This is a genomic window from Rhizobium sp. PRIMUS64 (genome assembly GCF_023006465.1).
GTDB classification, from domain to species: Bacteria; Pseudomonadota; Alphaproteobacteria; order Rhizobiales; family Rhizobiaceae; genus Rhizobium; species Rhizobium leguminosarum.
In genome coordinates this window covers 1-14343 of the sequence record NZ_JALBGX010000156.1, presented here as the reverse complement: position 1 = coordinate 14343, position 14343 = coordinate 1, and the positions used below count along the sequence as shown (strand labels likewise).

At 62.0% G+C, this 14343-nt stretch carries 12 protein-coding genes; 10 read left to right on the top strand and 2 right to left on the bottom strand.

The window, feature by feature from the left end; translation table 11 throughout:
* Positions 1-644: AraC family transcriptional regulator (locus MOV76_RS34115; RefSeq protein WP_247266177.1), on the bottom strand; the 644-nt coding region annotated here is incomplete at its 3' end.
* 565 nt (positions 645-1209) lie between these two features.
* Here MOV76_RS34115 and MOV76_RS34110 point away from each other — a divergent pair.
* From MOV76_RS34110 to MOV76_RS34065, 10 genes are all read left to right on the top strand, one after another.
* Complete coding sequence (locus tag MOV76_RS34110) at positions 1210-1416, top strand: hypothetical protein (RefSeq protein WP_162769100.1); 207 nt, start codon at positions 1210-1212, stop codon at positions 1414-1416.
* Positions 1417-1645: 229 nt separating this feature from the next.
* On the top strand, positions 1646-3088 hold the full coding sequence (locus MOV76_RS34105; RefSeq protein WP_247266176.1) for a M81 family metallopeptidase: 1443 nt from the start codon (positions 1646-1648) through the stop codon (positions 3086-3088).
* 207 nt (positions 3089-3295) lie between these two features.
* Positions 3296-4027 (top strand): FadR/GntR family transcriptional regulator, encoded by a 732-nt coding sequence (locus tag MOV76_RS34100; RefSeq protein ID WP_012759394.1) that lies wholly within the window; start codon positions 3296-3298, stop codon positions 4025-4027.
* 88 nt (positions 4028-4115) lie between these two features.
* The gene (locus MOV76_RS34095; RefSeq protein WP_113542416.1) at positions 4116-5624 is read left to right on the top strand and encodes an ABC transporter substrate-binding protein; all 1509 of its coding nucleotides are present in this window, start codon (positions 4116-4118) and stop codon (positions 5622-5624) included.
* 166 nt (positions 5625-5790) lie between these two features.
* Positions 5791-6738 (top strand): ABC transporter permease, encoded by a 948-nt coding sequence (locus MOV76_RS34090; protein ID WP_130718241.1) that lies wholly within the window; start codon positions 5791-5793, stop codon positions 6736-6738.
* Positions 6735-7610: an ABC transporter permease gene (locus MOV76_RS34085; RefSeq protein WP_113542414.1), complete on the top strand. Its 876-nt coding sequence runs from the start codon at positions 6735-6737 to the stop codon at positions 7608-7610. Before MOV76_RS34090 ends, MOV76_RS34085 begins: the two co-directional genes overlap by 4 nt.
* A 21-nt stretch (positions 7611-7631) precedes the next feature.
* On the top strand, positions 7632-9416 hold the full coding sequence (locus MOV76_RS34080) for a gamma-glutamyltransferase family protein (protein ID WP_113542413.1): 1785 nt from the start codon (positions 7632-7634) through the stop codon (positions 9414-9416).
* A gap of 2 nt (positions 9417-9418) precedes the next feature.
* Positions 9419-10174, top strand: a complete 756-nt coding sequence (locus tag MOV76_RS34075; RefSeq protein WP_113542412.1) for a DUF1028 domain-containing protein — start codon at positions 9419-9421, stop codon at positions 10172-10174.
* Positions 10175-10198: 24 nt separating this feature from the next.
* Positions 10199-12037 (top strand): ABC transporter ATP-binding protein, encoded by a 1839-nt coding sequence (locus MOV76_RS34070; protein ID WP_113542411.1) that lies wholly within the window; start codon positions 10199-10201, stop codon positions 12035-12037.
* A 253-nt stretch (positions 12038-12290) separates the two neighbouring features.
* Complete coding sequence (locus MOV76_RS34065) at positions 12291-13625, top strand: glucoamylase family protein (RefSeq protein WP_047620252.1); 1335 nt, start codon at positions 12291-12293, stop codon at positions 13623-13625.
* Positions 13626-13723: 98 nt separating this feature from the next.
* On the opposite strand, the gene MOV76_RS34060 is transcribed toward MOV76_RS34065, so the two are convergent.
* On the bottom strand, positions 13724-14343 hold a 620-nt coding region (locus MOV76_RS34060; protein ID WP_247266175.1), incomplete at its 5' end, for an ABC transporter ATP-binding protein.

The following is a 14343-nucleotide window of genomic DNA, read 5'->3' as shown; positions in this document are numbered from 1 at the left end:
AGCACGCTCGGCGCGAGGCCGCCGAGCGCCGGCTGATAGCTCGGTGCCTTGCCTGTGTGCGCAGCCAGCAGGCGCGTGGCCAGAAGGTCAGTCAACTGCTGCCTGAACAGTGTATCCAGTGCCGTATTGCCTTCCAGGACATCGGCTGCGCTCAGGAGCAATCGGGATGTAATGAGGTCCGGATGCGCCGTTCGCTCCAAGAGATCGGTCGGCGTGAACGTATCGGTTTCGTCGGCAATGCGCGTCAGTGTCGTGCGGGGAAGATAGAGCTGAACGACATCAACCGGTTTTGGAATATCCCATCGGGAGCTTGATCCAGCCGGGATGATGATCACAACCCCGCGACGAAACGTTCCGCTCTCGACCGATCGTCCGGACCGCCGTTCCATGCGCTGTACCACGCCGTTGTAAGCCATGATGACGTGGTCGGTCATGGGCTCGACGACATCATGCAAGGGGTCGTGATTCCAGTGGGCGATTGCACCGCCGGAGGGGTCTGCCGCAAGATGGATTGGCGCAGTCCTCAGAACGCGCGACATCTCGTTTGCAGGATTCTGGTCAGCAACCGGCATTTCGTCCCGGCGCGCCTCGATTGTCTCAGCCGGCGAGCTCTCGAGATGATCGCTGGAGCAAGGCACGCTCATGGTTGCCCGCTCGTTGACGAGCGATGCTTATGTGCGGTCCCGTCAACAATCGCGGGATCATTAAGCATCCGCCTATGCTGGCCGACGTTGTCAGTCCTACTACCCATGACATGCCCCAATGTCGCGAGCGATTTCGCCGTTCTTTTGGTTATTCGCGGTGTCTGATGCAGGGTAAATATCAAAAGCTTTCGAGGGGGAAAACCTATTCTCCAGGATAGGTTGCCTTCGCCATTGGACCTCGTTCTCAACCGATTACATGTTTGCATGGCGCCACGATTGATGCCCTTGCGCCGTGCGGCAAGGGACCATATTCGTTCCGAAACTCATGGCAGGAGCTGATTTGACGCCTTGCGCTACGTTTCCGAGGTCATTTTGGCAGGAATCCGTGAGCTGGTACCCATTCTCGAAGAATACGACGGATAGCCTCCGAGTGGGCAGGCGCATCGACTTCCTGTTCGCTGAACCTGTCGAGCGCTTCGCTGAATTCATCGGCCAGCCAGACCCCCACCATAATCTATATAGCACTTCGGAATCCCGAAATTGGTTGCGGTGTTGAAATCATTGGATGTTTGCCCGCAACGACACCGCCCAAAACGCGACGAATTTCGGAATCCCGAAGCGGGGGAATTTCGGGATTCCGAAGTGGGATTTTTTCTTCGTGGCGACGCTGACGCGTTTGTCGACAGCAATCGGCCCGCAGCATCCGACGGAAAAAACCGAGTCGGTCGGAGGCTCATCGATTAAGGCACCTTCAACCTCGACGCCGGCTTAGAAGATCAAGTTTGTAATTATTTTGGTTGATTGGTTCGTTTGTAAACTTATTGTCGAGGCAAAAAGGACGCGTCTTCGGATCGGACCCTGAATGTTCAGTTTATCGCAGCACAAACGCCTTCGAGCGACACCGATCCGCACCCAGCGCGTCGATGCCGGCGCTCGGGCCAGGGTGCCAGCATCGCCGTCAACACCTTCCTGATCGCTCCCAACATCAACTGAGGTTTCCCATGCGCATCGCCGTCGGTGGCATTCATACCGAATGCAGCACATACAATCCCGTCCTGAACGAAGAGAAGGATTTTCGCGTGGTGCGTGGCGAGTCGCTGCTGGAAGCACCGTATTTCGCCTTCCTCAAGGATTATGACGCCGAATTCTTGCCGACCATCCATGCACGCGCCATTGCCGGCGGTCCGGTTTCGCGCGCCACCTACGAGGCCTTCAAGGGCGAATTCCTCGAGCGGCTGAAGCCGATGCTGCCGCTTGACGGTCTCTATCTCGCCATGCACGGCGCCATGTATGTCGAGGGCATGGAAGATGCCGAAGGCGACTGGATCAGTGCGGCCCGCGCGCTGGTCGGCGAAGATTGCACCGTTTCGGCAAGCTACGACCTGCACGGCAACGTCACGCAGCGCATCATCGATGCGCTCGACATCTATTCCACCTATCGCACCGCGCCGCATATCGATGTCGAGGAGACGATGCGCCGCTCCGTCTTCATGCTGGTCAAGAGCCTGAAAACCGGCGTGAGGCCGACCCTTCTCTGGGCGCCGATCCCGGTCGTGCTGCCCGGCGAACGCACCAGCACCGTCGATGAGCCGGCAAAGAGCCTCTATGACATGCTGCCCGGGATCGATGCGATTGATGGCGTCTGGGACGCATCGCTGATGGTCGGCTATGTCTGGGCCGACGAACCGCGCGCCACGGCTGCCGCCATCATGACCGGCACCGACCGCGCCGTGCTGGAGCGCGAGGCCAACCGCCTCGCCAAGGCCTATTGGGATGCGCGCGAAGACTTTGTCTTCGGCTGCGAGACCGGCTCGGTCGAAGAATGCGTCGAAAGGGCGATCGCCAGCCCGACCGCGCCAGTGGTACTTGCCGAATCCGGCGACAATCCGACCGGCGGCGGCGTCGGGGACCGGGCCGATGTACTGGCCGAACTGATCGCCTGGGATGCCACCGGCGTCGTCTTTGCTGGCATCGCCGACAAGGCGGCGACCGAGGCCTGTTATGCCGCAGGCATAGGCTCGGAACTGGAGCTCAGCGTCGGCGCCTCGCTCGATACCAAGGGCAGCAAGCCGGTCTTCGCCCGCTTCACGGTCAAGTTCCTGCATGAGACATCAGATCCTGCCGACCGCCAGGCGGTGGTTTCGGTCAGTGGAATTGATCTGGTGCTCTCCGCCAAACGCCGGCCCTATCACAATATCGTCGATTTCACCCGGCTCGGCCTCGACCCGCACCGGGCGAAGATCATCGTCGTCAAATCGGGCTATCTCTCGCCGGAACTGGCCCCGATTGCCAATCCGAACCTGATGGCGCTGTCGACAGGTGTTGTCGACCAGTTCGTCGAGCGCCTGCCGCGGCTGCGCAAGCAGCATCCGACCTATCCCTTCGACAAGGATTTTGCCTTCGAGCCGCAAATCTTTCTCTCCGCACGCTCGACGCCGGCCTGAGCTTCACCTGAACCAATTGCATTTTTCTGAATAACATTGTCGATCGCGCCGCCCTGTCGCCGCGGTCGACTGTTTTCCCGTATCGCGGCAATCGCGGGAATTGAGCAAAAAACGAGCAGATTTTGATTTGCACAAAAAAGCGCTTGACGCTTGGCATGATTTGGTTTGCACTGAACCAATAGAAAATTGGTACGGACCATTAAGCGAATGCCGATGGATGAGACGCAGGGCAATTCGAATTATGCGCTGGAGAGGCTGAGGGCTCTCCTACGGTCCGACAGTCTCGACGCCGACGGCAAGCTGCCGACCGAGCGCACCCTTTCGGAAATGCTTGGCGTCGGCCGCCGTGCCGTCCGTCGCGCCCTCGAAGTGCTGGAGGCCGAGGGCCGCATCTGGCGCCGCCAAGGCTCCGGCACCTATGCCGGCCCGCGCCCCGACGGTTGGAGCGATCATGTCGGCTCGATCGTTGCCGGCACCGATCTCATGGAAGTCATGGAAGTGCGCCTGCGCATCGAGCCGCAGCTCGCCCAGCTTGCCGCCATGCGCGCCAAGGCCGCCGATATCGAGCGCATGTACGATCTGGTGAAGAAGATCTACGAAAGCACCGATGCCGACGGGCGCGAACTATGGGACGGGGCGCTGCACCGCCAGATCGCCCAATGCGCCGGCAACGGTTTCTTCCTCACCATCTTCGACGTCATCAACCGGGTGCGGCAGGACGAGGCCTGGCAGACGATCCGCGAGCGCGCCCGCAGCGCCAGCCGGACGCGGCCCGTCACCTTCGGCCAGCACACGGCAATCGTCGATGCGATCGCCGCTCGTGATCCTGCCAGGGCGGGTGAAGCCATGCGCCAGCATCTGCTGACGCTGCAGGAAAGCCTCATCCGCATCACTTCGCTCGATCATAGCGAAACGGAGGTCGACAAGACCCTCGCCTGACCGGGGTGAGCAGGAGAAAAAACACGGACGGGCCATAACCGCCGGAATGGAAGCAAAAACCAAACAAAACAGAACAGAGGAGAATGGAATGAAGATCGCCAAATTGCTGACCGCCACCGTTGCCGGCGCGCTGTTTGCGCTTCCTGCCTTCGCCGTCGACCTGAAGATCGGCTTGCAGGACGATGCCGACGTGCTCGATCCCGCGCAGTCGCGTACCTTCGTCGGCCGCATCGTCTACACCGCGATGTGCGACAAGCTCGTCGACGTCTCACCGGATCTGAAGATCGTGCCGCAGCTCGCCACCGAATGGAGCTGGTCGGCCGACGGCAAAGAGCTCACCATGAAGCTGCGCCAAGGCGTCAAGTTCCATGACGAGACCCCCTTCAACGCCGAAGCCGTCGTCGCCACGATCGAGCGCAACATCACCCTGCCGGAATCACGCCGCAAGAGCGAGCTCAGCTCGGTCGCAAAGGTCGAGGCGACAAGCGAATACGAGGTCAAGTTCACCCTCAAGGCGCCTGACGTCACCCTTCTTGCCCAACTTTCCGACCGCGCCGGCATGATCGTCTCGCCAAAGGCCGCCAAGGAACTCGGCGCCAAGTTCGGCGATCACCCGGTCTGCGCCGGTCCGTTCAAGTTCGTCGAGCGCGTCCAGCAGGACCGCATCGTGCTCGAGAAGTTCCAGGACTACTGGAACAAGGACAAGATCTTCATCGACAAGCTGACCTATCTGCCGATCCCGGATACGACGGTGCGCCTCGCCAATCTGCGGTCCGGCGATCTCGACATGATCGAGCGTCTGGCCGCCACCGACGCTGAAGCCGTGAAGTCGGATTCGAGCCTCGTCTATGCCGATGCCGTCGGCACCGGCTACATGGCGCTCTATACCAATATCGGCAATGGTGCGCGTGCCGACAATCCTTTCGGCAAGGACAAACGCCTACGCCAGGCCTTCTCGCTGGCGATCGACCGCGATGCCGTCAACCAGATCGTCTATGAAGGCACAGCCGTCTCCGGCAACCAGCCCTTCCCGCCGAGCAGTCCATGGTTCGACAAGGATATTCCCGTCCCCGCCCGCGATCTCGACAAGGCCAAGGCCCTGATCAAGGAAGCCGGCTTCGACCGCGTGCCGATCGAGCTGCAGATCCCGAACAATCCTGTCGCCATGCAGATGATGCAGATCATCCAGTCGATGGTCGGTGAAGCTGGCTTCGACGTCAGCCTGAAATCGACGGAATTCGCAACACTGCTGAGCGAGCAGACCGCCGGCAACTATCAGCTCAGCCGTTCCGACTGGTCCGGCCGCGTCGATCCCGATGGCAACATCCATCAATTCATCACCTGCAAAGGCGGCATCAACGACACGAAATACTGCAACCCCGAGGTGGACAAGCTGCTGAACGAAGCCCGCGCATCGACCGACGATGCCGTGCGCAAGCAGAAATACAATGCTGCCGCCGTCATCCTCAACGAGGATCTGCCGATCATCTATCTCGGCCATCAGTCCTGGATCTGGGCGCTGCACAAGAACATCACCGGCTTCATCCCGTCGCCGGATGGCATGATCCGCCTCGTCGGCGTCAAGAAAGCCGGCTGATCATAAGCAAAATCATGCGGCGGAAATCTCCGCCGCATGATTCTAAAGCGCGTCGCAATCTTTCAGATTCGCTTCACGCGCTTTAGCTTTTTGTTTTACGCATGTCGTTATCGCAAAACCGCTGCACACTTTTGCGCGACATGCTTTGGTCGTGTCAGGATCGCCCATGTATACCTACATCGCCAAACGGCTCTTGGTCGCCATACCGACGCTTTTGATCATTTCGGTCTTCGTCTTCTCGCTGCAGAAGCTGCTGCCCGGCGATCCAATCCTCGCCATGGCCGGCGAGGAACGCGATCCGCAGGTTCTCGAATTCCTGCGCGAGAAATACCGGCTGAACGATCCCGTGCCCTATCAATATGTCCGCTGGCTGGGTGCCGCCCTTCAGGGTGATCTCGGCATTTCGCTGCGCACCAACCAGCCGGTTCTGCAACTCGTCGGCGAAAAGCTGCCGGTCACCATCCAGCTTGCCATCATGTCGATGATCTTCGCCTTTGCGATCGGCGTGCCGATGGGCATCCTGGCGGCCGTCAAGAAGAACACGATGATCGACTATCTCGCCAACATCATCGCGCTGACCGGTCTGTCGATCCCGAATTTCTGGCTCGGCATCATGTTGATCCTCCTGGTTTCGGTCAATCTCGGCTGGCTGCCGGCATCAGGCTACGAACCCTTCTTCAGCAACCCACTGCGGTCGCTGGAAACCATGCTGATGCCCTCCTTCGTGCTCGGCAACGCGCTGGCTGCGACCCTGATGCGGCATACCCGCTCGGCAATGCTCAGTGTGCTGAGCACCGACTACATCCGCACCGCCCGCGCCAAGGGACTGTCGGAAAGCACCGTCGTGCTCGAACACAGCTTCCGCAATGCGGTGCTGCCGATCGTGACGCTGACCGCGCTGCTCTTCGGCGAACTGCTCGCCGGCGCCGTGCTGACAGAACAGATCTTCACCATTCCAGGTTTCGGAAAGCTCATCGTCGACGCCGTCTTCAACCGCGACTACGCCGTCGTCCAGGGCGTGGTGATCTGCACCGCGATCGGCTTCATTCTGATGAACCTCTTGGCCGACATCCTCTACGTCCTGCTCAATCCGCGCATGAGGGCCGCCCTATGACCGCGATCGGAGAGACCGGCATTCCCTCCGCGGTCGACCGCACGCCGAGCCGCGCCTGGCGCAAGCTGAAGGCCAACAAGGGCGCTCTCGTCGGCCTTGCGATCATCGCCTTCTTCGCCATCCTCGCGGTTGCCGCCCCCCTTCTTCCGATTCCCGATCCGAACGCCACAAGCTGGTCGGCGATCCGCAAGGCCCCCTCCGCCGCCCATTGGCTTGGCACCGACGACATCGGCCGCGACATTCTTTCCCGGATGATCTGGGGCGCGCAGGCTTCGCTGATGGCAGGCGTCTTCTCGGTGGCGATCGCCGTTGTCATCGGCGTGCCCTTCGGCCTTATCTCCGGTTATTTCGGCGGCTGGATCGACATGGTCATCTCCCGCATCACCGAAGCCTTTCTGGCCATGCCTTTCCTCATCACCGCGATCGCGCTCGCAGCCTTTCTTGGTCCGAGCCTGACCAATGCGATGATTGCGATCGGCCTTTCGGCCATGCCCGTCTTCGTGCGGCTGACGCGCGGCCAGGTGCTTTCGGTCAAGACCGAGGAATATGTCGAGGGCGCCCGCTCGATCGGCCTCCGGTCCTCGAGCATCATCACCCGCTATATCCTGCCGAACGTCTTTGCGCCGATCCTCGTGCAGGCGACGTTGACGATCGCAACCGCGATCATCGCCGAGGCGAGCCTCTCCTTTCTCGGCCTCGGACAGCAACCGCCGGCGCCGAGCTGGGGCTCGATGCTGAACGTCGCCAAGAATTTCCTCTCCCAGGCGCCATGGATGGCGATGTGGCCGGGTGCCGCGATCTTCCTCGTCGTCATCGGTTTCAATCTCTTAGGCGACGGCCTGCGCGATGCGCTTGATCCGCGCGAAGCATGATTTCTCGAAAGGACATTTGACATGACCGCATTCACGACCCGTCCCGAGATCCTCGGCACCTTCGGTGTCGTTACCTCGACGCACTGGATTGCCTCGGCGGTCGGCATGAGCATTCTCGAAAAGGGTGGCAACGCCTTCGACGCGGCGGTGGCGACGGGCTTCGTACTGCAGATCGTCGAGCCGCATCTTTGCGGCCCGGGCGGCGACCTGCCGGCGGTGATCTATTCAAAAAAGAAGGACAAGGTCGAGGTCATCTGCGCGCAGGGGCCCGCCCCCGCCGGCGCAACGATCGAACACTACACGGCGGAAGGCCTGAGCCTGATCCCCGGCGACGGGCTGCTTGCGACCGTCATCCCCGGCTCCTTCGACGGCTGGATGCTGATGCTGCGCGACTACGGCTCGATGAGCGTGCGCGAGGTGCTCGAGCCAGCCATCTACTACGCCGAACACGGCCATCCGATGCTGCCGCGCGTCTCTGCCACCATCAAGGGGCTCGCCGCCTTCTTCGAGAAGGAATGGCCGACCTCCTACAAGACATGGCTGCCCAATGGCAGCACGCCCGAAGCGCATGCGAATTTCAGAAATCCGGTGCTTGCCGAAACCTGGAAGCGCGTCATCGCCGAGGCCGAGGCGAAAAGCGGCCGGGAAGCGCAGGTCGAGGCGGCCCGCGACGCCTTCTATCGCGGCTTCGTCGCCGAGACGATCGATGACTATCTCAAAACTGCAGAGGTGATGGATGCGAGCGGCAACCGCCACAAGGGCGTTTTGACTGCCAACGACATGGCGAACTGGTCGGCAACCATCGAGGAGCCGCTGACCTATGATTATCATGGCTGGACCATCGCCAAGATCGGCCCCTGGGGCCAGGGTCCGGTCTTCCTGCAGACCCTGTCGATCCTCAAGGGCTTCGATCTCGCCGCGATGAACCCCGTTGGCGCCGATTTCGTCCATACCGTCGTCGAGGCGATGAAGCTCGCCTTCGCCGACCGCGAAGTCTATTACGGCGATCCTGATTTCTCGGAGATCCCTGTCGCGCACCTGCTGTCGGAGACCTATGCAGCCGCGCGCCGCAAGCTGGTCGGCGCAGACGCCTCCTTCGATCTTCGCCCCGGCATCGTGCCTGGCTTCGAGGCGCAGCATGATCTGACGATGACGATGCTCGGCGCGGATTCGAAAACCGGCGCCGTCTACGAGCCGACCATGGCGCATCTTTCCGAAAAGCGCGGCGACACGGTGCATATCGACGTGATCGACCGCGACGGCAACATGGTCTCCGTCACGCCATCAGGCGGCTGGCTGCAATCCTCGCCGACCGTGCCCGGTCTTGGCTTTTGCCTCAATTCCCGCGCCCAGATGTTCTGGCTGAAACCAGGCCTGCCGACGTCGCTTGCCCCCGGCAAACGGCCGCGCACGACGCTGACGCCGTCGCTCGGCCTCTACGAGGGCCGCCCGACGCTGGCCTTCGGCACACCGGGCGGCGACCAGCAGGAGCAGTGGCAGCTCTCCTTCTTCCTGCGTTATGCGCATCACCAGCTGAACCTGCAGGCGGCGATCGACCAACCGCTGTTCCACACCTCGCATTTTCCAGGCTCGTTCTATCCCCGCACCCGCGAACCCGGCAGCCTGATGGCGGAGGCGAATTTCGGCCCCGAGGTCCTTGATGCCCTGCGCCGCAAGGGCCACACGCTGACGGTCGCCGATCCCTGGACGATCGGCCGGCTGACCGCCGCGAGACGCGATAGCGACGGACTGTTGCGCGCCGCAGCCACCCCGCGCCTGATGCAGGCCTATGCGATCGGACGATAACCATGACCTGGTCCATCGTCGCCCGTGATCCCTCGACCGGTCATCTCGGCATCGCCGTCGCGACCCGCTTCTTCGCCGTCGGCACCCTTGTGCCGTATATTCGCGGCGGCATCGGCGCCGTCGCCACGCAAGCCTTCGTCAGCCCGCTTTACGGCGTCGACGGCCTGTCGCTGCTGGCCACCGGCAAGGCGCCGGAGGAAATCATCGCCGACCTGACCGCGCGTGACGCCGGCCGCGATCAACGGCAGCTGCACCTCATCGATGCGAAGGGGCGCAACGCCGCCTTCACCGGCACCGCGTGCATCGACTGGGCGGGGCATCTGATCGACGAAAACGTCTCGGTCGCCGGCAACATGCTCGCGGGTCCCGACGTCGTCGCCGAGACGCTTGCCACCTACAACAAGGCGATGGACAAGCCGCTGGCCGAACGCCTGCTGCTGGCGATGCAGGCAGGCGAGGATGCCGGCGGCGACAAGCGCGGCAGGCAGTCCGCCGCCCTCGTCATCCATCGCGATCAGGATTATCCCTGGCTGAGCATCCGCGCCGACGATCATCCCGATCCGCTTGCCGAACTTGTCCGCCTCCATGCAGTGGCGGGTGAACGTTACCTGCATGTCGCCGAGACGATGGCCACGCGGCAAAATCCGAACGGCATGACCGACAGGCGCGAGATCGACGAAAAGATCGCGACGCTGGAAGCGGCCCGCATCACGGCAGGCAGGCCTTCCGCCTCCTTCGCCACACCTTTGAAGACGTGAATCAGATAAAACTAAGGGAACGACATGCGTGATGTTTCTTCGGCCCCCGCCTCTCCGGTTCTCTCCGTCCGGAACCTGACAACCTCCTTCCTCGTCGATGGCGACTGGAAGCCGGTGGTGCGCGACGTCTCCTTCGACGTCATGCCTGGCGAGACGGTGGCGATCGTCGGCGAAAGCGGCTCGGGCAAGAGCGTCACCTCCCTTTCGATCATGCGGTTGCTCGCCAAGGGATCGAGCCGCATCGATGGCGCCATCACCTTGAACGGCAAGGATGTTCTCACCCTTTCGGAAAAGGAGATGCGGCAGGTGCGCGGCAACGACGCGGCCATGATCTTCCAGGAGCCGATGACATCCCTCAACCCGATCTTCACCATCGGCCGCCAGATCTCCGAAGCGCTCACCTGCCACGGCGAGATCGGCAAGGCCGAGGCGCGGGCCGAGACCGTGCGCCTGCTGGGAAAGGTCCGTATCCCCAACGCCGCTTCGCGCTTCGACGAATATCCGCACCAATTCTCCGGCGGCATGCGCCAGCGCGTGATGATCGCCATGGCGCTCGCCAGCCGGCCGAAACTGTTGATCGCCGACGAGCCGACGACGGCGCTCGATGTGACGATCCAGGGCCAGATCCTCGACCTGATCAAGATGCTGCAGGAAGAAGAGGGCATGTCCGTTCTCTTCATCACCCACGACATGGGCGTCGTCGCCGAAATCGCTGACCGCACCATCGTCATGTATCGCGGCGAGGCGGTGGAAACCGGCACGACCGACGACATCTTCCATCGCGGCAGGCATCCCTATACCCGCGCACTGCTCTCGGCCGTGCCGCGCCTCGGCTCGATGGCCGACCGGAAATGGCCGCTGCGTTTCCCCGTCATCGATACCACGACCGGCGAACGCCGCGAGCCGGTCGAGGTGGCCGATACCGTCGACCGCCGCCGGACACCGATCCTCGAAGTCAAGAACCTCGTGACCCGTTTCGATATCCGCGGCGGGCTGCTCGGTCGCAAGACGGGCGCGATCCATGCGGTCGAGGACGTCTCCTTCGATCTCTTCCAGGGCGAGACGCTGTCGCTCGTCGGCGAATCCGGCTGCGGCAAGTCGACCACCGGCCGCTCGATCACCCGCCTCGTCCAGCCGAACGGCGGCAGCGTCAGCCTCGACGGCTATGACGTGCTGAGCCTTGACGCCGTCAGTCTCAGGCGGATGCGCCGCAGCATCCAGATGATCTTTCAGGATCCCTTCGCCAGCCTCAACCCGCGCATGACCGTCGGCGCCGCCGTCGCCGAACCCATCACCGAACACGGCCTCGGCACCCGCGCCCAGGCCCGCGACAAGGCGGCCGATCTTCTCGAACGCGTCGGGCTGAAACCCGACATGATGAAACGTTACCCGCACGAATTTTCCGGCGGTCAGCGCCAGCGCATCTGCATCGCCCGCGCGCTCGCACTCGATCCGAAGGTGATCGTCGCCGACGAAAGCGTTTCGGCCCTCGATGTCTCGATCAAGGCACAGGTCTGCAATCTGCTGATGGACCTGCAGCAAAGTCTCAACCTCGCTTTCCTGTTCATTTCCCATGACATGGCGGTGGTTGAGCGCGTCAGTCACCGGGTCGCGGTGATGTATCTCGGCGAAATCGTCGAGATCGGCCCGCGCGCGGAATTGTTCAGCAACCCACAGCACCCCTACACGAAGAAGCTGATGGCAGCCGTGCCGGTTCCCGACCCCTCACGTCGCGGCATCAAGCGCAACCTCGGAACCGACGAGCTCAAGAGCCCCGTTCGCCCGGTTGGCTACGTCGCGCCGCCGCGTCGATACCGGGAAGTGACGGCGGGCCATCTGGTGCGGGTCGATGAAGCCGCCTGAGCGTGAAATCCACTCTTCAGAGCACTCGATAAACAAGTATTGCGGGAAAATAACCCGTCCTGGTGGCGCGCGGGCCGTCTTTTTTGCTGCACCGCTTATATGACTTCTGCTAGATATTATTTTACCGATAATTATTAACGACCGATTCCACCCTTTTGTGTTCTCTTATCCTTGCGAATCAAAAAGGTTTGATTTGCCCGGGGACGGCCCCCATGTTCAAGCATGGGGCGATGCAACAGTTGGGTAGGAGCCTATGCTGCAACGGATTGAAGACATTGATGCAGCGCTCGTCGACAGGCTGCAGCATTCGGCGTTCAAGTACTTCCTGAAATATACCAATCCCGAAAATGGCCTTGTGGCGGACACGTCGATCGGCGGGGTTCCGTGCAGCATCGCAGCCGTCGGCTTTGCGCTTTCCTCCTATCCTGTTGGTGTCGAGCGTTTATGGATCAGCCGCGAGGAGGCAGCCGAACGCACGGTCAATACGCTGCGGTTCTTCGCCGAGGCGCGCCAGGGCGAGGAACGCCACGCCACCGGCCACCGCGGCTTCTTCTACCACTTCCTGCACATGGATACCGGCCATCGCGCCTGGAACAGCGAGCTTTCGACCATCGATACGGCGCTGCTCGTCGCCGGCATCCTCACGGCCGCACAGTATTTCAATCGCGAAGACGACGAGACGGAGACTGAAATCCGTGAACTCGCCACCTTCATCTACGAGCGCGTCGACTGGCGCTGGGCGCTGAACAAGGGCGACACCATTTCCATGGGTTGGAAGCCCTCATCCGGCTTCCTGCGTTGGCGCTATCACGGCTTCGACGAGGCGATCATTCTCTATACGCTGGCGCTCGCTTCGCCGACGCACCCGATCCCGCAATCGAGCTACGACGCCTTCACGTCAAGCTATTCCTGGATGCTGCATGGCGAGCAGTCCTATCTCTATGCCGGGCCGCTCTTCATCCACCTCTTCTCGCATGCCTGGATCGATTTCCGCACCATTCAGGACAAGCCGATGGCGGAGCGAAACTGGGACTATTTCCGCAACACGCAGGTGATGATCGACGTCCAGCGTGACTATGCCGAACGCAATCCCGGCCAGTTCGTCGGCTACAACAAGAATATCTGGGGTTTCTCTGCCTGTGACGGCCCCCCGCCGACACGGCGTATGCGCGGCGGCCGCCAGCCGAAGGTTCTGGGCTATGCTGCACGTGGCGCACCGCTCGGCCCGGATGACGGCACGATCGCACCTTGGGCAGCACTTGCCTGCCTGCCCTACGACCGGCAGGCGGCTCTCGACGGCACCAAGGCGCTTCTGACCACCTATCCGAACCTGCTCTTGGAAGGCGGCTTCCCTGGTGGCTTCAACCCGACCGTCAAGACCAAGCGGCCGGAAGGCTGGGTCGACGACCGCACCGTCGGCATCGACCAGGGTCTTGTCGTCATGACCATCGAGAACGAGCGCTCCGACTTCATCTGGAAGCTGATGCGGCAATCGCCGGTCATCCGTCTCGGCCTCGAGCGCGCCGGCTTTACCGGTGGCTGGCTCGAAGGCATCGAGCCGGAAGAAGTGGTGCGCAAGTTCGGCTAGCGCACAAGCCCGGAAATCGAAGCGGATTTCCGGAGAGGATGACGCGAAAACGAAAACAACAGAGCCCGCGCGTCCGATAGGAGGTGCGGGCTCTTGGTTTAGCTCTCGAAGACATGCGCCTTGCCGGCGATGTCGAGGCGAACGAGGTCGCCTCGCGCCGGAAGCGCGACGCTCGAGGTCTTGATCAGGATTGGCGGCAGGGCGACGCCGTCGAGCGAAACCGCAACAGTGCAGACCGCACCGCCGAACTCCACCTCGACGACACGTCCGCCATAGTTGCGATCGCCGTCATCGGCAACGACACGAATCTGCTCGGGCCGCAGCATGATTTCGGCCTTGCCCTGACGACTGCCCTCGACGGCGACGCGGCCGAGGGCGCAGTCGGCAAGGCCGTTTCGGATGATGGCGGGAAGCAGCACGGCATCGCCGAGAAACAGTGCCGTCTCGCGATCGCGCGGATGCAGATACAATGATTGCGGCGATCCGGCCTGGATCAGCCGTCCTTCCCTGAGCACTGCGACCTGATCGGCAAAGGTCAACGCCTCTTCCTGGTCATGGGTGACGAGAATGGTGGTGATGCCGGCCGCCTGCAGCACGCGCGCAACCGCCTTGCGCATGTTTTCTCGCAGGCCGGTATCGAGTGCCGAGAAAGGTTCGTCGAGCAGCATCAGCCGCGGCTTGCGGCCGAGCGCGCGGGCCAGCGCCACACGCTGCTGCT